The organism is Mesorhizobium sp. Arg314 (assembly GCF_053714275.1).
On sequence record NZ_JBSKBP010000001.1, the window covers coordinates 416,918 to 436,376 of the forward strand.

The 19,459-nt window shown below is 64.6% G+C and carries 17 protein-coding genes, 1 tRNA gene and 1 pseudogene; 16 read left to right on the forward strand and 3 right to left on the reverse strand.

Annotated elements, in window-relative coordinates:
* Nucleotides 1-11: 11 nt before the first annotated feature.
* The 4 genes from ACWGS9_RS01895 (at nt 12) to ACWGS9_RS01910 (ending at nt 4,893) form a co-directional block, all read left to right on the forward strand.
* A complete protein-coding gene (locus tag ACWGS9_RS01895; protein ID WP_454503621.1) occupies nt 12-1,106 on the forward strand; it encodes a microcin C ABC transporter permease YejB in 1,095 nt (364 codons plus the stop codon).
* Nucleotides 1,106-2,245: an ABC transporter permease gene (locus ACWGS9_RS01900; protein WP_454503622.1), complete on the forward strand. Its 1,140-nt coding sequence runs from the start codon at nt 1,106-1,108 to the stop codon at nt 2,243-2,245. Before ACWGS9_RS01895 ends, ACWGS9_RS01900 begins: the two co-directional genes overlap by 1 nt.
* Nucleotides 2,242-3,870 carry an ABC transporter ATP-binding protein gene (locus ACWGS9_RS01905; protein ID WP_454503623.1) on the forward strand — a complete coding sequence of 543 codons (1,629 nt, stop codon included), beginning with the start codon at nt 2,242-2,244 and terminating at the stop codon, nt 3,868-3,870. Before ACWGS9_RS01900 ends, ACWGS9_RS01905 begins: the two co-directional genes overlap by 4 nt.
* Before the next feature lie 81 nt (nt 3,871-3,951).
* The gene (locus ACWGS9_RS01910; RefSeq protein WP_454503624.1) at nt 3,952-4,893 is read left to right on the forward strand and encodes a 2-hydroxyacid dehydrogenase; all 942 of its coding nucleotides are present in this window, start codon (nt 3,952-3,954) and stop codon (nt 4,891-4,893) included.
* Nucleotides 4,894-5,022: 129 nt separating this feature from the next.
* Here the strand turns inward: ACWGS9_RS01910 and ACWGS9_RS01915 are convergent, their stop codons facing one another.
* Both ACWGS9_RS01915 and ACWGS9_RS01920 read right to left on the reverse strand, forming a co-directional pair.
* A complete protein-coding gene (locus tag ACWGS9_RS01915) occupies nt 5,023-5,397 on the reverse strand; it encodes a hypothetical protein (RefSeq protein WP_454503625.1) in 375 nt (124 codons plus the stop codon).
* Between the two features lie 134 nt (nt 5,398-5,531).
* On the reverse strand, nt 5,532-6,476 hold the full coding sequence (locus ACWGS9_RS01920; protein ID WP_454503626.1) for a methyltransferase domain-containing protein: 945 nt from the start codon (nt 6,474-6,476) through the stop codon (nt 5,532-5,534).
* Nucleotides 6,477-6,712: 236 nt separating this feature from the next.
* Here ACWGS9_RS01920 and ACWGS9_RS01925 point away from each other — a divergent pair, with 236 nt between their 5' ends.
* Both ACWGS9_RS01925 and ACWGS9_RS01930 read left to right on the forward strand, forming a co-directional pair.
* On the forward strand, nt 6,713-7,723 hold the full coding sequence (locus ACWGS9_RS01925; RefSeq protein ID WP_454503627.1) for a ligase-associated DNA damage response exonuclease: 1,011 nt from the start codon (nt 6,713-6,715) through the stop codon (nt 7,721-7,723).
* A 241-nt stretch (nt 7,724-7,964) separates the two neighbouring features.
* On the forward strand, nt 7,965-9,572 hold the full coding sequence (locus ACWGS9_RS01930) for a cisplatin damage response ATP-dependent DNA ligase (protein ID WP_454503628.1): 1,608 nt from the start codon (nt 7,965-7,967) through the stop codon (nt 9,570-9,572).
* 252 nt (nt 9,573-9,824) lie between these two features.
* On the opposite strand, the gene ACWGS9_RS01935 is transcribed toward ACWGS9_RS01930, so the two are convergent.
* Nucleotides 9,825-11,021, reverse strand: coding sequence for a hypothetical protein (locus ACWGS9_RS01935; protein ID WP_454503629.1), 1,197 nt, complete (start codon nt 11,019-11,021; stop codon nt 9,825-9,827).
* A 338-nt stretch (nt 11,022-11,359) separates the two neighbouring features.
* On the opposite strand from ACWGS9_RS01935, the gene ACWGS9_RS01940 reads away from it, so the two are divergent.
* From ACWGS9_RS01940 to ACWGS9_RS01985, 10 genes and pseudogenes are all read left to right on the forward strand, one after another.
* Nucleotides 11,360-11,435: transfer RNA gene (locus ACWGS9_RS01940), tRNA-Thr, on the forward strand.
* A gap of 1,056 nt (nt 11,436-12,491) precedes the next feature.
* Nucleotides 12,492-12,680, forward strand: a complete 189-nt coding sequence (locus ACWGS9_RS01945) for a YodC family protein (protein WP_073989443.1) — start codon at nt 12,492-12,494, stop codon at nt 12,678-12,680.
* Between the two features lie 158 nt (nt 12,681-12,838).
* Nucleotides 12,839-13,291 carry an EF-hand domain-containing protein gene (locus ACWGS9_RS01950; RefSeq protein ID WP_454503630.1) on the forward strand — a complete coding sequence of 151 codons (453 nt, stop codon included), beginning with the start codon at nt 12,839-12,841 and terminating at the stop codon, nt 13,289-13,291.
* Nucleotides 13,292-13,336: 45 nt separating this feature from the next.
* Nucleotides 13,337-13,879, forward strand: a complete 543-nt coding sequence (locus tag ACWGS9_RS01955) for an RNA polymerase sigma factor (protein WP_454503631.1) — start codon at nt 13,337-13,339, stop codon at nt 13,877-13,879.
* Between the two features lie 74 nt (nt 13,880-13,953).
* Entirely contained in the window at nt 13,954-14,403 is a 450-nt protein-coding gene (locus ACWGS9_RS01960) for a hypothetical protein (RefSeq protein WP_454503632.1), read from the forward strand.
* Nucleotides 14,400-14,840: a periplasmic heavy metal sensor gene (locus tag ACWGS9_RS01965; protein ID WP_454503633.1), complete on the forward strand. Its 441-nt coding sequence runs from the start codon at nt 14,400-14,402 to the stop codon at nt 14,838-14,840. Before ACWGS9_RS01960 ends, ACWGS9_RS01965 begins: the two co-directional genes overlap by 4 nt.
* A 108-nt stretch (nt 14,841-14,948) precedes the next feature.
* A complete protein-coding gene (locus ACWGS9_RS01970; protein ID WP_454503634.1) occupies nt 14,949-15,236 on the forward strand; it encodes a GCG_CRPN prefix-to-repeats domain-containing protein in 288 nt (95 codons plus the stop codon).
* A 168-nt stretch (nt 15,237-15,404) separates the two neighbouring features.
* A complete protein-coding gene (locus ACWGS9_RS01975) occupies nt 15,405-16,862 on the forward strand; it encodes a DUF1800 domain-containing protein (protein WP_454503635.1) in 1,458 nt (485 codons plus the stop codon).
* 16 nt (nt 16,863-16,878) lie between these two features.
* Nucleotides 16,879-18,114: a DUF1501 domain-containing protein gene (locus ACWGS9_RS01980; RefSeq protein WP_454503636.1), complete on the forward strand. Its 1,236-nt coding sequence runs from the start codon at nt 16,879-16,881 to the stop codon at nt 18,112-18,114.
* A 543-nt stretch (nt 18,115-18,657) separates the two neighbouring features.
* Nucleotides 18,658-19,459: pseudogene (locus ACWGS9_RS01985) on the forward strand (IS630 family transposase); the annotation flags it as partial.

A 19,459-nucleotide genomic window follows, 5' to 3' on the forward strand; every position in this document is an offset into this window, starting at 1 on the left:
CCGGCAGCCTGATGGGCGCCTATATCCTGCGCCGCATCCTTCTGATGATCCCAACGCTGTTCGGGATCATGGCGATCTCCTTCGCCGTGATCCAGTTTGCGCCGGGCGGGCCGGTGGAGCAGGTCATCGCCAGGCTCACCAACCAAGGCGGCAACGATCGGCTGGGCGGCGGCGGCGGCGATGCCGGCGCCACCAATTTCGATGTCTCAGGCGACGTCAGCTCAAGATACCGCGGCGCGCAAGGGCTCGACCCCGAATTCATCAAGAAGCTGGAAAAGCAGTTCGGCTTCGACAAGCCGCCGCTCGAGCGCTTCGGCATGATGCTGTGGAACTACAGCCGCTTCGACTTCGGCGACAGTTATTTCCGCGACATCTCGGTGCTCGACCTGATCCTGGAAAAGATGCCGGTGTCGATTTCGATCGGGCTGTGGATCACGCTTCTGTCCTACCTGATCTCGATCCCGCTCGGCATCCGCAAGGCGGTGAAGGACGGCTCGACATTCGACGTCTGGACGAGCGGCGTGGTGATCGTCGGCTACGCCATCCCCGGCTTTCTGTTCGGCATCCTTTTGATGGTGCTGTTTGCCGGCGGCTCGTTCTGGGACTGGTTCCCGCTGCGCGGCATCGTCTCCGACAATTGGGACCAGTTGTCCTGGCCGGGCAAGATCATAGACTATTTCTGGCACATGACGCTGCCGCTGACGGCACTTGTGCTGTCTGCCTTCGCCACGACGACGCTGCTCACCAAGAATTCCTTCCTCGAGGAAATCCGCAAGCAATATGTGGTGACGGCGCGCGCCAAGGGCCTGTCCGAGCACAAGGTGCTCTACGGCCACGTCTTCCGCAACGCCATGCTGATCGTCATCGCGGGCTTCCCCGGCGCGTTCATATCAGCCTTTTTCACCGGCTCGCTGCTGATCGAAAACATCTTCTCGCTCGACGGGCTTGGCCTGCTCGGCTTCAAGTCGGTGATCGACCGCGACTATCCGGTGGTCTTCGCCAATCTCTACATCTTCTCGCTGCTTGGCCTTTTCGTCGGCCTGCTGTCGGACCTGATCTACACCTGGGTCGATCCGCGCATAGATTTCGAGCGGAGAGACGTTTGATGGCAATGGCATCGGCCGAAACCAAGCCGGCCCGCCCCGCCCGGCCGCGGCTGTCGCCTCTCAACCAGCGGCGGCTGCAGAACTTCAAGGCGAACCGGCGCGGCTACTGGTCGCTGTGGATATTCCTGTTGCTGTTCGTGCTGTCGCTGTTTTCCGAGCTGATCGCCAACGACAAGCCGATCATCGCCTCCTACAAGGGCGAGATCCTGTTTCCGGTGCTCGTCGCCTATCCGGAAGAGAAGTTCGGCGGCTTCTATGCCGTCACCGACTATCGCGATCCAGTGATCCAGGACGAGATAGATGCCAATGGCTGGATGATCTGGCCGCCGGTCCGCTACTCCTACCAGACCGTCAACAACGCCATCCCTGAAGCAGCGCCCGCCAAGCCCTCCTGGCTCTACGACAAGAAGGCGCGCTGCAGCCAATATCCGAAGGGAGAGGCCGACGAGAACTGCGTCGTCGGCAATTGGAACTGGCTGGGCACCGACGACCAGGCCCGCGACGTGCTGGCCCGGGTAGTCTACGGCTTTCGCATTTCGGTGCTGTTCGGGCTTATCCTGACGCTCGGCTCCTCGCTGATCGGCGTCGCAGCCGGCGCGGTGCAAGGCTATTTCGGCGGCTGGACCGACCTTCTGTTCCAGCGCTTCATCGAGATCTGGTCGGCGATCCCGGTGCTCTATCTGCTGCTCATCGTCTCCGCGATCCTGCCCCCCGGCTTCTTCATCCTGCTTAGCCTGATGCTGTTGTTCTCCTGGGTGGCGCTGGTCGGCGTCGTGCGGGCCGAGTTCCTGCGCGCGCGCAATTTCGAATATGTCAACGCCGCGCGCGCGCTCGGCGTGCCCAACCTTACCATCATGTTCCGCCACCTTTTGCCTAACGCCATGGTGGCGACGCTGACCTTCCTGCCTTTCCTGCTCTCAGGCTCGATCTCGACGCTGACCTCGCTCGACTATCTCGGCTTCGGCCTGCCGCCGGGTTCTGCATCGCTCGGCGAACTGCTGAAACAGGCGCAGCGCAATCTCAACGCGCCGTGGCTCGGCATCTCCGGCTTCATCGTGATTTCACTGATGCTGTCGCTGCTGGTCTTCATCGGCGAGGCGACGCGCGACGCCTTCGATCCGCGCAAGACGTTCAAATGAGCGAGCCCCTGCTGTCCGTCCGCGATCTGAGCGTCGCCTTCGCACAAGGCGGCAAGCAGTCGATTGCCGTCGACCGCGTCTCCTTCGACATCGCCAAGGGCGAGACGCTGGCGCTGGTCGGCGAATCCGGGTCGGGCAAATCGGTCTCCGCGCTCTCGGTGCTGAAGCTTTTGCCCTACCCCGCGGCCAGCCATCCTTCTGGAAAGATCCTGTTCAACGGTGCCGACTTGTTGAGCGCCAACGAGAAGGCGTTGCGCGGCGTGCGCGGCAACAAGGTCACCATGATCTTCCAGGAGCCGATGACCTCGCTCAACCCGCTGCACACAATCGAGCAGCAGATCGTCGAGGTGCTGCAACTGCATCAGGGCCTGCGCGATGCGCCGGCCCGCGCAAGCACGCTGGAGCTGCTGACCGAGGTCGGCATCCGCGATCCGCAAAAACGTCTCGATGCCTACCCCCATCAGCTCTCCGGCGGGCAGCGCCAGCGCGTCATGATCGCCATGGCCCTGGCCAACGAGCCGGAGCTTCTGATCGCCGACGAGCCGACCACCGCGCTCGACGTCACCGTGCAGGCGCAGATCCTCGAACTTCTGGCCAAGCTGAAGAGCCGCAAGGGCATGTCGCTCTTGTTCATCACGCATGATCTCGGCATCGTGCGCCGGATCGCCGACCGCGTCTGCGTGATGACCAAGGGCAAGATCGTCGAGAGCGGCCCGACCAGGGAAATCTTCGCCAATCCGCGGCACGATTATACCAAGCACCTTTTGGCCGCCGAGCCGAAAGGCAAGCCGCCAGCGGCCAATCCGGATGCCAAGGCTGTCATGACAGGCAAGGACATCAAGGTCTGGTTCCCGATCAAAAAGGGCTTCTTTCGCACAACGGTCGACCATGTGAAGGCGGTCGACGGCATCGACGTCACCGTGCGGGCCGGCCAGACGCTCGGCGTCGTCGGCGAATCCGGCTCGGGCAAGACGACGCTCGGCCTGGCGCTCGCCCGGATGATCTCGTCGACCGGCACGATCAATTTCAATGGGCGGGACATCAATCAGCTCTCCTTCAGCGCCACGCGGCCGCTGCGGCGCGAACTGCAGATCGTCTTCCAGGATCCGTTCGGATCGCTCAGCCCGCGCCTGTCGGTGTCCGAAATCATCGAGGAAGGGCTGAAGATCCACGAGCCGAAGCTCACGCCCGATGAGCGCGACGACAAGGTGGTCGCGGTGCTGAAGGAAGTCGGCCTCGATCCCGAAACGCGCCACCGCTATCCGCACGAGTTTTCCGGCGGCCAGCGCCAGCGCGTCGCCATAGCGCGCGCCATGGTGCTCAATCCGCGCTTCGTCATGCTCGACGAGCCGACCTCGGCGCTCGACATGAGCGTGCAGGCGCAGGTGGTCGACCTGTTGCGCGCCCTGCAGGCCAGGCACAATCTCGCCTATCTCTTCATCAGCCATGATTTGAAAGTCGTCCGCGCCCTTGCCAATGACGTCATCGTCATGCGCAATGGCCAGATCGTCGAAGCTGGAACGTCCGAACAGATTTTCAGCAGCCCGCAAACCGACTATACGCGGGCGCTGATGGCGGCAGCCTTCAAGATCGAGACGGCACCGACCGGCGTGGTCAGCGAGTAGCTATTTTTCGCGCAATTCCGGACGGAAAACCGCTACACACATTTCCTGGAATTGCTTCAAATAGGGAAGAAAAATCCTAGAATGGAAAAAGGCAAAATCCTGCTTGCCCTCACCGGCATCCACCCGCAGCGCTGGCATGAGTTGCTCTCGGCCGAGCGCGAGGTCGTGCTGGAGCCGAACGGCGCTAACGATCCGTCGATCACCTATGCGGTGGTGTGGAAGCAGAAGCCCAACCTTCTCAAGTCGCTGCCCAATCTGCGCGCCATCTTTTCGATCGGCGCGGGCGTCGACCATGTCTTTGCCGATCCCGGCCTGCCCGACGTGCCGATCGTCAAGATCGTCGCCGACAACCTTACCCAGCACATGGTTGAATATGTCGCCTGGCGGGTGCTCGACCACCATCGCCAGGCCATGCTCTACCGCGTCCAGCAGCAAAAAAAGATATGGCACGAGCCGCCGCAGCGGGTAGCCGGGGACATCTCCGTCGGCATCATGGGGCTTGGCAGTCTTGGCCACGCCGCGGCCTCGCCGCTGTTGTCACTCGGCTTTGCCGTCAACGGCTGGTCGCGCAGCGAGCGGCCGATGAAGGGTGTTTCGACCTATTCCAGCGAGGCGGGACTGATCCCGTTCCTCAACGCCACCGACATCCTGGTCGTGCTGTTGCCGCTCACGCCGCAAACGCAAGGCATCGTCAATTACGGGCTGCTCAAGGAGTTGCGCAAGCGCAACGGCCTCGGCGGCTCGGTGCTGATCAACGCCGGTCGCGGACGCCTGCAGAAGGACGCCGACATATTGCGCGCGCTTGAGGACGGCACGCTGAAGGAAGCAAGCCTCGACGTGTTCGAGGTCGAGCCGCTGCCGAAGACCAGTCCGCTGTGGAGCCATCCGAAGGTGTTCGTCACGCCGCATGCGGCGGCGACGTCGGATCCGGCCCACCTGGTGCCGATCATGCTTCGCCAGATGGCTGCCTACGAGCGTGGCGAAAAGCTCGAAAACCTGGTCGACCGCGAGGCGGGTTATTAGAGCGGTTCGCCGAACCGCTCTAACTCTTGTTTTCACGCAATTCCGGACGGAAAACCGCTGCACACTTTTCCTGGAATTGCATTGCTTGATCGCTCTCACGGAGGTGAGCTGAGCGGGATAGTCGAATTCTCAGGACGGTTTCGAACCAGGCAGCCCGAAACTCTCCTTCTTCTTCGGCTTGCCGCAGTCGCGGCGCTCGATCGAGCGGTTCATGGCGTCGATCTCGCCGCTCGCCTTGTTCTTGTCGCGCTGTGCCTTGGAGCGCGTGTCAGGCATGAACGGGCCGAAGCCCATCGCCGGATTGGAGAAGCCCGGTTTGGCCGTGACAGGCAGATTGTTCTGCTGCGCCAGTTGATTGCGCTGCGCCAGCAATTGATCGCAAGGCACCTCGTCATATTGCAATGAGGATTGGACATCCTCGTCCTGGCGCTCGGCCATCGATGTGCCGCCGACACATCCGGCGACCGTCAGGCAAGACGCCAATGCAACCATGGTCCAGCGCATGGATCCCTCCTTAAAGCAAATCCAGGAAAAGTGCGTATCGGTTTTCCGTCCGGAATTGCGTAAAATAAAGATTTGGTATCCGCCCCGCGCGATCCCGACCATGCCATTCGGGCTTTTTCGCAGCAAGCACGGGCTCATGCGGTTTCTGGATTCCTCTTCGGAGCAGCTGGAGCCGGGAAGCCAGCCACAATGGCAAGGCCTTCGACTGGATCACGCCGGTCGTGCCGGATAACCATGCTTTCCAGCGACAAAACCTTAAGCCCGTTGGCGGAAAGCACGCGCCGCGCATAGGCCTCGGAATGGGCGTAACGCCGTGACGGTCGTAGGGCGAAATCACCGCCGCCGGCAAGCGTCTCGACCGAAAACGCGACCATGCCGCCATCGGCAAGCATGCCGGCCACCGCGCCGACAATGCGTTCGAGCGCCCCGATATAGATGAACACGTCGGCCGCGACCACGAGGTCGGCTCCCGCGCCAGGGTGAGAAAAATGCTGAAGATCGGCCTTGGCCAGCAGGTCGTAGATGCCTTTGGCCTTGGCTTTCTTCAACATGCCGGCCGAGATGTCGTAGCCTTCCAGCCGGTCGACGAACGGGCGCAGCCTTTCGCCCATCAGGCCGGTGCCGCAGCCGAGGTCGAGGGCCAGCCGGAATCGGCCGGGCCTTGCCTTGCGGATGGCGTGCCTGAGAAAATCCGGCAATCCGTAGCCGAGCTTCTCGACAAGCGATTCCTCGAAACTGTCGGCGTAGTGATCGAACAAGGTCTCGACAAAAGCGCTGGGCGGCGCCGCGGCGGCGGGCGCCTTGCCGATCAGTTGAAGCTTGAGCGCGGCGCCAAGTCGGTCCGCGGGCTCCAGCTTCAGCGCCATGGCCCAGGCTCGCGCGGCCTGGTCGAGCAGGCCAGCCGCTTCCTGCATCTCGCCGAGGCGAAACCAGCCGGCAGCCCATTGCGGCGCGAGCTCCAGCGCGCCAAGCAAAAGCTCCGCCGCCTGCGCGGGCTCGCCCGACGCGAGCAGCATCTCGGCGAAATCGGCACGACGGTCGGCGTTCAGATCGCCCGACGAGGCCTGGAGCGGTTTCATCTCTTGAAGGATCCTACCGGCGAGGCGAGCCGGCGGCCGGCGGCCGGCTCTACAGCATGATCCCGAACCGAAGGTCAGCGAAGCAAAAAGTGGGAACCGGTTTTCGGAAAGAGATCATGCTCAACAAAGAGTTAGATCGTGATGGCGTTACAACGAAACGCGAGCGCGATCTAGGACGAGTCAGCAGTCTCTTGCAACAGGCTTCCCGCGCGGAATTTAGCCACTATCTTGGAGCGATGCGCGCCAGCGACCTGCTCAAATCCCGGCCGGAAGGCCTCTATTGCCCGCCGGGCGATTTCTTCATCGACCCGGTGCGGCCCGTCGAGCGGGCGCTGATCACGCACGGCCATTCCGACCATGCGCGCTCCGGCCACCGCTCGGTGCTCGCCACCCAAGAGACACTCGACATCATGGGGCTGCGCTATGGCGAGGATTTCGCCGGGACGACGCAGGCAGCAGCGCTTGGCGAAACGGTCGACATCAATGGCGTTTCCGTCACTTTCCACCCGGCCGGGCATGTGCTGGGCTCGGCGCAGATCGCCGTCGAGCACCAGGGCATGCGCATCGTCGCCTCCGGCGACTACAAGCGCCAGAAGGACGCCACCTGCCTGCCGTTCGAGCCTATTCGGTGCGATGTCTTCATCACCGAAGCGACCTTCGGCCTGCCGGTGTTCCGCCATCCGCCGGATCATGAGGAAATCGCGCGCGTGCTCAAATCGGCGGCGCAGTTTCCCGAACGCTCGCATCTGATCGGCGCCTATGCGCTCGGCAAGGCGCAGCGCGTGATGCGGCTGTTGCGCGACGCCGGCTACGACGGGCCGATCTATATCCATGGCGCGCTGGCGAAGCTCAGCGAATACTATCAAGGCCAGGGCATCGATCTCGGCCGGCTGGAGCCAGGAACCGTGGAGAGCGGCAGCAAGGCCGATTTCGCCGGCGCGATCGTCGTCGGCCCGCCGTCGGCCTTCGCCGACCGCTGGGCGCGACGTTTTCCGGATCCGATCTCCTGCTTCGCCTCGGGATGGATGCGCATCCGCCAGCGCGCCAAGCAGGGCGGCGTCGAGCTGCCGCTGATCATTTCCGACCATGCCGACTGGGACGAGCTCACCGCCACGATCAAGGAAACCGGCGCCGGGGAGATCTGGGTAACGCATGGTCGCGAGGAGGCCTTGGTGCGCTGGTGCGAACTCGAAGGCATCGCCGCCCGGCCGCTGCATCTGGTGGGGTATGAGGACGAGGGCGATTGATAGTGTTTTTAAATCCAGAAATCGCGAACGCATCGATCCTTCGCACCCCCCTCTGGCCTGCCGGCCATCTCCCCCGCAAGGGGGGAGATCGAATGTCGCAACGGCCTTCGCCAATCACCAGCGTTGCAGGATGTGCGGCACAGCCGAAACTGCCAATCTCCCCCCTTGCGGGGGAGATGTCCGGCAGGACAGAGGGGGGTGCCTGGCGCCGGCTTTCGCCATTGGCGTGGTGCACCCGGCCATGAACCGCTTCGCCGAACTCCTCGACCGGCTGGTGCTGACGCCGTCGCGCAACGGCAAGCTGACGCTGCTTACCGACTATTTTCGCGGTGTCGAGGACCCCGATCGCGGGCTGGCGCTGGCGGCGATCACCGGCGACCTGTCGATCGCGGCGGTGAAGCCGGCGATGCTGCGCGCGCTGGTGGTCGAGCGCATGGACCCGGTGCTGTTCGGTTATTCCTACGACTATGTCGGCGACCTCGCCGAGACGGTGTCGCTGGTCTGGCCGCAACCGGCCGGGCATACTCCCAACCATCACCCGACGCTTGCAGAGGTGGTCGGCAAGCTGCAGGCGGCCAGCCGATCGGACGGACCCAAGGTGCTGGCGAGGTTGCTGGACAACGCCAGTATCTCAGCGCGCTTCGCTATCATCAAGCTGGTGACCGGCGGGTTGCGGATCGGCGTTTCAGCGCGGCTCGCCAAACAGGCGCTGGCCGAGCTTGGCAAAGTCGACGTCGCCGAGATCGAGGAGCTCTGGCACGGGCTGGCGCCGCCTTACACCGAGCTGTTCGCCTGGCTGGAAGGCAAAGCGGACAAGCCGAAGAGCGCGGCGCTCGCGCTGTTTCGGCCGGTGATGCTCTCCAATGCCGTCGACGATGGCGATCTCGAAAAGCTCGAACCGGCCGACTACGCGGCGGAATGGAAGTGGGACGGCATCCGCGTGCAGGCGGTGTGCGAAGGCGGCGTCCGCAGGCTCTATTCGCGCACCGGTGACGATGTGTCCGGTGCCTTCCCGGACCTTGCCGCGACAATGAATTTCGAAGCGGCGCTCGATGGCGAGTTGCTGGTCGGCGACCCGCGCGAGGCGACCGGGACCTTCTCCGACCTGCAGCAGCGGCTGAACCGCAAGAGCGTCTCGCCAAAAATCCAGCAGCAATATCCGGCTTTCATGCGCTGCTACGACGCGCTGCAGATCGACGGCGAGGATTTGCGCGCGCTGCCCTTTGCAGAGCGCCGCAAGCACCTTGAAGCCTTCGTCAACACGCTCGACCCCAGCCGCTTCGACCTCTCGCCGCTGGTTAAGTTCCCCGATTGGGAGACCCTGGAGCGGCTGCGCCAGGCGCCGCCGCATCCGATCATCGAGGGGGTGATGCTGAAGCGCTGGGATTCGCCCTATCTTGCCGGCCGGCCGAAAGGCCCATGGTTCAAGTGGAAGCGCGATCCGCATACGGTCGATGCGGTGCTGATGTATGCGCAGCGCGGCCACGGCAAGCGTTCCAGCTTCTATTCCGACTACACGTTCGGCGTCTGGTCCGGCCCCGAGGGCTCGGAAGAGCTGGTGCCGGTCGGCAAGGCCTATTTCGGCTTCACCGACGAGGAGCTGAGAGAGATCGACAAATATGTGCGCGACAACACGATCGAGCGTTTCGGGCCGGTGCGCTCGGTGCGCGCCGATCGCCGGAACGGCCTGGTGCTGGAGGTGGCGTTCGAAGGACTCAACCGCTCGACCCGCCACAAATCCGGCGTCGCGATGCGCTTTCCTCGCATTTCACGGCTGCGCTGGGACAAGCCGGCCGCGGAAGCCGACCGTATCGAGACACTGCAGGCACTGCTCGACCCGCTCGCCTAGTCAGAGGGAGGCTGTTGCTCAAGTTCGCCCTCGCTTGAGAACGCTGGCGCCGCCCTCATTGCCCTGCCGGGCATTTCTCCCCGTAGAACGGGGAGAAAGAAGCTGGCCGCAATGCCGGCGCTGTCCGTGCAACGTAGGCGATTGGCGAGGTCGCCGACGAGAGCCCCCTTCTCCCCGTTCCACGGGGAGAAGATGCCGGCAGGCAGATGAGGGGCGGCGCCGACGTCGGCAATTTACCAGTTGGTTCCGAAACTACTCCGCGATCGAAACGCGTATCTCGTAGATATCGACGGACTTGCCCTTCTGGTCGAAGTCGGAGTTGACGGCGATGGTGCCGGCGGCACCCGGGTGCTTGTTGGGGAACTGGACGTCGAACAGATATTCGTTGCGTTCGTGGCCGACCGCGTAACGCTTGCGGCCGCAATCGCCGAGATCGCCGAAATTGCAGTCCACCGATACCTGCGTCTCCTTGCCCTCTTCCGAGCGGGCGACGATGTCGAACATGGCGTGCTTGCCGGCGAGCTTCTCCAGCACGCCCTGGCCGACATCGAAGGCAATGGCCGAGCCCGACGCGCCGGAGCGGATGCGCAGGAACAGGCCGGTGTCGTCCTTCATCACGTCGGCTCTGGCGTCGGAAGGCGTGCTGACATGGGTCGGATCGGCGGGCGAGAAGACGTTGATCCAGTTCTTCGACTGATCCGCCTCGCCCGGCTTCTGCGGCGAGCCGGGCGAGGCCGGCTGCGAGGAGTCCTCGTCGTCCAGCGTCGGCGTCGGCTCGGGCGGGCCGGTGTTGAGCTCGGCGGCCGTCTTGAAGACCCCGGTCTGCTTGGCGAAGTAGAGGCCGATGCCGGCGGCCGCGAGCAGTGTCGCGACGGCGAAGATCGCGGTCAACGGCAGGCGCCGCCCCCTGATCCGCCGCTCGTCCCGGTCCGGCGCGACCTGCGCGCCATTGCCGACCGGAGCACCCGGCGAATCATCGAGCGACGGGGCGTTGGGAAGCGCCGTCTCGTCCGGCATGATGTCGGGCACTCGCGGCAGCACGCGCGAGCGCGGCTGGTCCGAGGCATCGGGCTGGACCGGGCCGTCAAAGGTGATCGAGGGCGACGACGCTGATTGCGCCGGCGGCAAGGGCGCGTCGACCGATGGCGCGACCGACGCGGCCGGAATGTCGGCGCGAGGGCTCGGCGCGCCATTGCCGGCCGGCGCGACGTTTTCCGGCGGCAGCGTCACATCGGGCACCGCAGGCAGGAATTCGGACTCGATCTCCGTGATCTTGGCCTGCACCGCCTTGCGGCGGCCGATGGCGGCCTCGACCGTGATGTTCGGGTTGGCCTGCAGGACGCGGTCCAGCGCGGCAAAGGCCGATCGATAGACCTTCTCGCGGAACGCCCGGTCCTCGGCATTGCCTTTCTCGAAGGCATTGCGGATCGCTTTCTCGATGGCGTCCAAGCGAGCTCCCTCTGTGCTTTCGCTCACAGTTCCCTGATCGTTAGCCGCAGGCGACCAATCAATCAACGGGCGAGCGGCTGCCTTGCCGGCCAAAGCCATTTCGGCATTTTTTGTTGAAGAATCAACATTTTTCCACGCAGCCGGTACGGCAACCTATCCGTCGCGTTGTCATCCACAAGCCGGCTTGCACGCCGCCAAAGGCCTCGGCCGCATCTGTTGCGCGCTAACCGTATAGGGGAATTGCCAGGCTCCAGGTCGGAATTCACCGCTGCCCATCTTGAATTAGCGAGCGGTTGAGTCTATCACGCAGCCCATTCCGGAAGCCTGACGCTTCCCGGGCCGCTTTAGCTCAGTTGGTAGAGCACATCATTCGTAATGATGGGGTCGCGTGTTCGAGTCACGCAAGCGGCACCAAAATTTCTCCAAGAGAACCAAACTGTTACCGGAGGCCGAGCGCTTAACCGGTCTGCCCGTGAACCAAACATAGGCAACGGGGCAGGTAACAAAAATGCCCGGCCTGTCCCTGTTTTGCCTACGGCCGCGCGCCTGGCGCAGTCCGCGCCAGAGCGCACAATCGTGCCCGGACCGTACAAATCCGGGCACGATATAATACCATCCCCGTTTTCGGAGGCCGCTACGACAAGGGCCGACGACGTCAAGCGACTATCCGTCAATGGATATCAGATTGCCTACGTGAGCGGGCAAAGGCGATCCCGCCATATTCGTTCACCCGTTTGCAAGACTATCGAATGCGGAGCGAGCAGCTTCCAAAATCCGCGGCGGACGACGCCTTCCTTTGAGGGCAGGGCAATCTGCCCCAACGGAATAAGGGGCTATATCTTTGGTCCCTTCGGACCAATGCGCTTGGCAGGATGGACCTCGGTCGATTGTGGGCCAGCGGGCAAATCAGACAGTCTCGCGATCGCGCCGGCTGATAACCCCAAGCCCCCCGCCCATCGGTCGGTGCATAGCCCGGCTTGCGGATCTCAATCCTAAAAAGCGAGCCGGGCTTCCATCTTAGCGCCCGTGCCGAGACGCAATTGTCGGAAGTGCGATGAGGAGTTGCAGGGTCTATCACGTCGATTTCGGAGCAGGCGGCAACAGCCCGCTTCCAACTGAGATCGGAAGCGTCGGAGCAGATAATCTTTTGGCAGCGGTAATGAAGGCACAAGCGTTGTGGCCCGATGAAAGGTCTAAGACCGGCCGCCCGGCCGGAGAAGACAGCCAATCGGTGCAGACGCCGGTTCCGCGGCGCGACACCGATTAAACGCAAAGAGCGATCACGCGGCCGCTTCGGCTCCAAAGCCTCGACATGATCCGCCCACGCATTCAGTGCTGCCCGGCGTGTCACGCAAGCGGCATCAGTCTTTCCACGCCTTCCCAGCCCTGCACCACGTCATCGGCGCATCTCGGCCATTGTCGGGAATCGCTGTTGGTGGGAAACTCCACTTGTCAGCATGGGAGGTCGAAATGCCCAATAGTTTCAAGACCGGAGACGTCGTCAGGCTGAAATCCGGAGGCCCGGAAATGACAATCAGCGACGGCGCGGCCTCCGGCATGTATCTGTGCCACTGGTTCAACCGCGAAGGCGACGTCTGGACCCCGCAGCATGCGGGCTTCAAGCCGGACCAGCTGGTGGTGGTCGACCAGCCGAGATAGTCGTCGCTTTCAGTCCTTTTGGGGACGCTCCGGTCCGGCGCAGCCCGATCCGATGGATTTGATGTCCGGTCGATGAAGGACCGACGGATTTTGCTCGTCGCCGCGTTTAACGGCTGAAGCGTGGCCGCCAATGGCCCCGCCCAACCGGAGACGAGAGCATGATCCGCCCTACGATACTTGTCGTTGCCCTTGGCTTGCAGACCGCGGCCGCGGTCGCCCAGACAGCGACGCCGACCCCTGCCCCCGCACCGGCCCAGACGACGCCGGGCACCTCGGCTGCCGCTGCCGCCACGTCCGGCCTCACCAAGTCCGGCCTGACGCTGGAGACGTTCGAGGCGCGCCGGGAAAAGGCGTTCATGCGGGCGGATACGGACAATGACGGCAAGGTCAGCCTCGCCGAATGGACCGCTTTCCAGACCGAGCGCAAGGCCAAGGGCGATCCGGCCAAATCCTTCGCACGCATGGACACCAACAAGGACGGCTTCGTCGACAAGGCCGAGCTCGACGCCTTCCTCGCCAAGCGCTTTGCAAGGCTCGACAAGAACAGTGACGGCGTGCTCAGCGCCGACGAGAGGCCGGGCCACAAAACCGCTCCCAATCAGGAGCAATGACCAAGAGGTTATGCCGCATAATGACAATCGCGAGCGCCCGGGCTGATGGGCGCCGATCCGGACGAGGAACTGGTACGCCGCATCGGTGCCGGCGATCCCGCCGCCGTGCAGGCGATGGTGGCGCGCAAGCTGCCACGCGTCCTGGCTCTGGCCACGCGGATGCTCGGCGACGCTGCGGAGGCGGAAGACGTCGCCCAGGAGACTTTCGTGCGTATCTGGCGCCACGCCTCGGGCTGGCGCCAGGGGCGCGCACGCTTCGACACCTGGATCCACCGCGTTGCGCTCAACCTCTGCTACGACCGGCTGCGGCGCCGACGCGAATGGACGACGGACGAGCTGCCGGAGGTGGCCGACGAGGCGCCGCTTCCCGATGCCCTGCCGGGCGACGACGAGCGGCGGGTCAGCCATGCGCTGCAGCGCATCACGCCGCGGCAGCGCGAGGCGATCGTGCTGGTGTATTATCAGGAGCTGTCCAACATCGAGGCGGCCAGCGCCATGCAGGTCAGCGTCGATGCGCTGGAAAGCCTGCTCGCGCGTGGCCGACGCGCATTGCAGGCCATGCTTATCGGAGATGATGACGTTGACTGAAACAGCGAGGGAATTGCCGGCTTTGCAGATGATGACGTGGGGGGCCACGTCGGAACGGTGGAAGGGGAAGCGAGATGGCTGAGAAGACTGCGGAAGGGCCGATGGACGCCAAGCGTTTTGCCGCGCTGGCGGATGCCTATGGCAGCGCATTGCATCGCTGGCCGCCGGCCGAACAGGCAGCCGCCTTGCTGTTTGCCGAGACCGAGGAAGGCCGCGCTGTCCTGCGGCGCGCCGTCAGGCTCGACGCCATGCTCAACCGGCATAGCGTCGAGGCGCCAAGCTCCGCGCTTTATGGCACGATCGTCGCCCGTGCTACGGCAGACGTCAGGCAAGGCCTCCGCCGGCGGTTCTGGTGGCTGGGCTTCGGGCTTGCGGGCGTCGGCCTCGCCGGCGCCGTGGCCGGGCTGGCGCTGGTGACCGTCGTCACCCCGGACGCTCCCTCCGACCACTATGTGATGGACGCCAATGCGACGTCGTTCGGCGATGCCGGTCCCGGCGCCGACCAGACCGAGGAGGACCTATGAGCCCCCGTCTTGTCGCGGCATCGCTGGTGCTGAATGTTTTTCTGATCGGCGCGATGGCCGGCGGCGCCGGCTGGCTGATCGGCAAATCCAATCCGGGCTATTCGCTGGAATCGGCGGGCGGCCGGCTGCCCGCGGCCGACCGCAAGGTCTTCCGCCAGGCGCTGCGCGAAGCTCGCCGGGAATCGCGAGATGTCATCCTCGACGGCCAGGCCGCAAGGCGCGAGGCCGCCAACCTCCTGCAACAGCCGACGCTCGACACGGCAGCGCTCGCGGCAGCACTCGAGCGGGCTCGAAATGCCGATGTCACCGTCCGCGCGAGGCTGGAGCAGCGCATCATCGAATTCGCGGCATCAGGCTCGCCGGAAGATCGTCAACTGCTGGCGGACGCCCTGTTGCGGCGTGCCGGCAGGCAGCCGCCCGCAAAAAAATCGCCATAGGCAGCGACGGAAAGCGCCGGCGATGCCGTTCAAGGGAAAGAGGGACAGGCCTGTGACCGCCTTTGGCGGGCAGGTTCTCTTCAACCTCGAAACTTTCGGGAGTATCCCATGAACGGTCTGACAAAATATTCCATCGCGGCCGCGCTCGCCATCGGCGGGACAGCCGCGGCAAGTGCCGCATCGGCGATGCCGATCGCACCGGTTGCGCCGGCGTCCGCAATGATAGAGCACGTCGCCTGGGGCTGCGGTCCGGGCTGGCACCCCAACCACTGGGGCCGCTGCGTCCCCAATCGCCGCGTGATCTATCCCGGCTATCATTACTGGGGCGGGCCGCGCGTCTATATCGGCCCGGTCTGGCACCCCTATCACCGCTGGCACCACTGGCGCCGCTGGTAGGAACCGCCTCATGATGCCCGTGCCGCGGCCCGCCTCATGAGCGCCCTTGCGATCCATGGAACATGCCGGCCGACGCGCCGGAGCATGGTGCCGAAAAGTGTGAAGCGGTTTTCGAACGACATCATGCTCTATCTCACTGATTCGAGTCGGCTTCGGACGGAGGCTTCGTTGGCCACACCAGTTGCAAATCCCGTATTGCCGGATCCGGCCCTGGTCGCGCTCAATCGCTTCGGCCTCGGTGCAAAATCCGGCGACGACCTTGGCAAGATCGCCGCCGATCCGCGCGGTTACCTCAAGGCCGAGCTCAAGCAGCAGGACATCGCGCTCATTCCGCCCGACGATCCGCGGAACGCCGGGTTGCTGGACAGCACCGCGGCGATCCAGGCCAGCATGACGGCGGCCGCGGAACGCAAGGCGGCACGGGACGAGACGGCGGCGCCCGCCATGCAGCCGACGGCAGCAGCTGATCCAACCGGCCCGGCCGAGACAAAAGCCAAACCCGCGGTGCCGCGCGTCGAGGCCGATATCTATCGCGACGAAGCGCAGGCTCGTTTCGACAAGGCGCTCGCCGCGACACCCGGCTTCGTGGAGAGGCTGGTCGGCTTCTGGTCGAACCATTTCTGCGTTTCCGCCGCCAAGGCGCCGGTCGTGCGGGCAAGCGCCGGCGCCTTCGAGCGCGAGGCGATCCGCCCCTTCGTGCTCGGCCGCTTCGCCGACATGCTTTTGGCCGTCGAGCACCACCCGGCAATGCTGTTCTATCTCGACAACCAGCAGTCGATCGGGCCGGATTCGCGCGCCGGCAAGCGACGCAACCGCGGCCTCAACGAGAACCTCGCCCGCGAGATCCTGGAGCTGCACACGCTTGGCGTCGGCAGCGGTTATGCCCAAGCCGACGTCACCAGTTTCGCCGGCATGCTGACCGGCTGGACGATGGCGGGACGCGAGGGGCGGCTTGGAGAACCGGGCACATTCGTCTTCAACGCCAACGCCCACCAGCCGGGCCAGGCGATGCTCCTCGGCAAGACCTATCCCGACGGTGGTATGGGCCAGGCCGAGGCGGCGCTCAACGACATCGCCCGCCATCCGGCAACCGCGCGGCACATCGCCACCAAGCTTGCGCGCCATTTCATCGCGGACGATCCGCCGCCGGCGACGGTCGCCCGCCTGGCCGCGGTCTTCACCAAGACCGACGGCGACCTGCGCTCGATCGCATTGACGTTGATCGATATCCCCGAAGCCTGGTCGACGCCGCTCACTAAGCTGCGCTCGCCATTGGACTATGTCGTCGCGCTGCGACGAGCGGTCGGCGCTACCGCCGGCAACGAACCGCAACGGTCGCTTCGCTGGCTGCGGGCGCTTGGCGAACCGCTCTGGCAGCCGCCGGGGCCGAACGGCTTTTCCGACCAGACGGATGCATGGACCTCCGCCGAGGGCCTCAAGACGCGGCTGGATATTGCTTGGCAGGCCGCGAAGCAGGCGGACGACATCGGCAATCCCAACGAGATGCTGGCGTCGCTGATCGGCGCGTCCGTATCGGCCGAGACACGGCAGGCGATTTCGCGCGCCGAGTCCAGGCAGCAGGGCCTGGCGCTGCTGTTGATGGCGCCAGAATTCCAGCGACGGTAGCAATGGAGATGCGGCGATGAGCTTTCTTTGCGAAACCCCAAACCTGTCCCGCCGCGCCGTGCTGATGACCGGCGGCGCACTGTTTGCATGGGCTTTCCTGCCGCGCTTTGCCCGCGCGGCCGACAATCGCGACCCGCGCCTGATCGTCATCGTGCTGCGCGGCGCGCTTGACGGGCTATCGACGGTCGGGCCGGTCGGCGATCCCGATTATGCCGGCCTGCATGGCGACATCGCGCTTTCGCTCTCCGGCGCCAACCCGGCATTGCCGCTCGACGGTTTCTTCGCCGTCAACCCGGCAATGCCGGTGTTTGCGCGCCTGTTCAAGGCAAGCCAGGCGGCGGTGGTGCATGCGGCCGCGACCGGCTACCGCGACCGCTCGCATTTCGACGGCCAGGACGTGCTGGAAAGCGGCCTGCCCGGCCCCGGCAATGCCACCACCGGCTGGCTCAACCGGGCGCTGGCCAGCCTGCCGGCGGGCGACAGGATAGCGAAGGCCGGCGGGCTCGCGGTCGGGCCTTCGACGCCGCTGGTGATGCGCGGCGCCGCTCCCGTGCTCGGCTGGGCGCCGCAGGCCTTGCCGACGCCCGGCGATGCGCTGGCTGAGCGCGTGCTCGACCTCTACAGCCATCGCGACCCGGTGCTGGCTGCGGCGCTGCAGAAAGGGCTCGACGCCGACCGCATGGCAATGGGCGACCAGCTCGACCGCAAGACGATGAAGCCAAACGGCCTCGACAATGCCGGCGGCATGCGGCAGTCGGCGCAGGGCGCGGCAAGGCTGATGGCGGCCGATGACGGGCCGCGCATCGCGGCGCTCGCCTTCGACGGCTGGGACACGCATGTCAACGAAGGCGGCGCGACAGGCCGGCTCGCCAATCTGCTCGGCGGCCTCGACGGCGCCTTCGAGGAATTCGAGAAAGGGCTTGGCTCGAGATGGAAGGACACGGCGATCGTCGCCATCACCGAATTCGGCCGCACCGCGCGCATCAACGGTACGGTCGGCACCGACCACGGCACCGCCACCGTGGCGCTGCTCGCCGGCGGCGCGATCAAGGGCGGCCGCGTCATCGCCGACTGGCCGGGGCTGAAGCCGGCCCAGCTCTACGAACAACGCGACCTGGCGCCGACCAGCGATGTGCGCGCGGTGCTCAAGGGCCTGCTGGCGGATCAGTTCGGGCTGTCTGCGGCGGTGCTAGGCGACAAGGTGTTTCCGGAGTCGGTGGCGGTGAAGCCAATGCCAGATCTGGTGGTGTGAGCCACCAATCCAGATCGTGCCTGCATTTGGCATAATGTGGATATTGGCCAAGGCGCCTGTCAGTTCGTCATCCACGGGCGGAGCAAGGAGCGAAGCGACGCGCGCAGACCATAGGATCCATTCCGTGACGTTGAGGCATTGCCACGGTGCAGAATTCTGCTCCGCTGGATTCTACGATTAAGGTAACGGAATGGATTCTCGGGTCTCCGCGTCCGCTTCGCTTCCGCTCCGCCCGTGGATGACGAAGCTGAGAGGCTTCGGCCAATCACGAACGTTTTCGGGAAGCCCAACGAAATGAACCCTCGTGTGAGGAGCTCAACAAAAAACGCCCGCACCGCCTCCAGCGCGGGCGTTCATCCCCAGAAAGCGATCACCAGCTCCAATAGCCGGGGTGCCAGTGACGTCAGATCGGTTCGCGGCAGCGCCGGGTCGGGCTGTCACGACAGGCGGGCCCTAGAGCGGGATGAGATTTATATGAGTCGTAGGATTCCCAAATCATCGCAGTTCTGATTCAACATTCATGCTGGGAGGAGGCCAGCATGGATGGCAGGATATTCGATGGACCTTCGCGAGCGGGTTGTGGCCGCGGTGAAGACGGAAGGGCTGTCGCGGCGGGCGGCGGCGGCTCGCTTTGGCGTCAGCTATAGCGCGGCCATTGCGTGGCTTAAGCGTGTCGAAGAAACTGGCAGCGCGGCACCACGCCAGGTTGGCGGCTACAAACCGAAGAAGCTCTCGGGAGCGTGGCGCGACTGGCTGATCGAGCGCTGTCACGACAGGGACTTCACCTTGCGCGGCCTTGTGGCCGAGCTCGGCGAGCGTGGCCTGCAGGTCGACTACCGCTCGGTGTGGGAGTTCGTGCACGCCGAGAAGCTCAGTCACAAAAAAAGACGCTGATCGCCGCCGAGCAGGATCGTCCCGATATCGCGCGACGGCGGATGCAGTGGACGAAGTATCGGGGCCGGGTCGATCCCGCGCGGCTGGTCTTCATCGACGAGACCTGGACCAAGACCAACATGTCGCCGCTCAGGGGTTGGGCGCCGGTTGGACAGCGCATCAAGGCCAAAGTGCCGCATGGCCACTGGAAGACCATGACCTTCCTGGCGGCGCTGCGCCAAGACCGTGTCGATGCGCCTTGGCTGATCGACGGCCCGATCAACGCAGAGAGGTTCCTCCTCTATATCGAGAAGGTGCTCGTCCCGACCCTGCGGTTCGGCGACATCGTCGTCATGGACAATCTCGGCTCGCACAAAGGCAAGGCGGTGCGCCGGGCCATACGCGCCGCCGGCGCAAGGCTCTTCTTCCTGCCGAAATACTCACCCGATCTCAATCCGATCGAACAGCTCTT

Excerpts from the sequence above, each read along its gene's own strand:
- ACWGS9_RS01980 (WP_454503636.1), top strand. The coding sequence starts at position 16,879 with ATGAGCTTTCTTTGCGAAACCCCAAACCTGTCCCGCCGCGCCGTGCTG.
- ACWGS9_RS01945 (WP_073989443.1), top strand. The coding sequence starts at position 12,492 with ATGCCCAATAGTTTCAAGACCGGAGACGTCGTCAGGCTGAAATCCGGA.
- ACWGS9_RS01965 (WP_454503633.1), top strand. The coding sequence starts at position 14,400 with ATGAGCCCCCGTCTTGTCGCGGCATCGCTGGTGCTGAATGTTTTTCTG.
- ACWGS9_RS01950 (WP_454503630.1), top strand. The coding sequence starts at position 12,839 with ATGATCCGCCCTACGATACTTGTCGTTGCCCTTGGCTTGCAGACCGCG.
- ACWGS9_RS01905 (WP_454503623.1), top strand. The coding sequence starts at position 2,242 with ATGAGCGAGCCCCTGCTGTCCGTCCGCGATCTGAGCGTCGCCTTCGCA.
- ACWGS9_RS01895 (WP_454503621.1), top strand. The coding sequence starts at position 12 with ATGGGCGCCTATATCCTGCGCCGCATCCTTCTGATGATCCCAACGCTG.
- ACWGS9_RS01910 (WP_454503624.1), top strand. The coding sequence starts at position 3,952 with ATGGAAAAAGGCAAAATCCTGCTTGCCCTCACCGGCATCCACCCGCAG.
- ACWGS9_RS01960 (WP_454503632.1), top strand. The coding sequence starts at position 13,954 with ATGGCTGAGAAGACTGCGGAAGGGCCGATGGACGCCAAGCGTTTTGCC.
- ACWGS9_RS01900 (WP_454503622.1), top strand. The coding sequence starts at position 1,106 with ATGGCAATGGCATCGGCCGAAACCAAGCCGGCCCGCCCCGCCCGGCCG.
- ACWGS9_RS01970 (WP_454503634.1), top strand. The coding sequence starts at position 14,949 with ATGAACGGTCTGACAAAATATTCCATCGCGGCCGCGCTCGCCATCGGC.
- ACWGS9_RS01955 (WP_454503631.1), top strand. The coding sequence starts at position 13,337 with ATGGGCGCCGATCCGGACGAGGAACTGGTACGCCGCATCGGTGCCGGC.
- ACWGS9_RS01925 (WP_454503627.1), top strand. The coding sequence starts at position 6,713 with ATGCGCGCCAGCGACCTGCTCAAATCCCGGCCGGAAGGCCTCTATTGC.
- ACWGS9_RS01930 (WP_454503628.1), top strand. The coding sequence starts at position 7,965 with ATGAACCGCTTCGCCGAACTCCTCGACCGGCTGGTGCTGACGCCGTCG.
- ACWGS9_RS01915 (WP_454503625.1), bottom strand. The coding sequence starts at position 5,397 with ATGCGCTGGACCATGGTTGCATTGGCGTCTTGCCTGACGGTCGCCGGA.
- ACWGS9_RS01920 (WP_454503626.1), bottom strand. The coding sequence starts at position 6,476 with ATGAAACCGCTCCAGGCCTCGTCGGGCGATCTGAACGCCGACCGTCGT.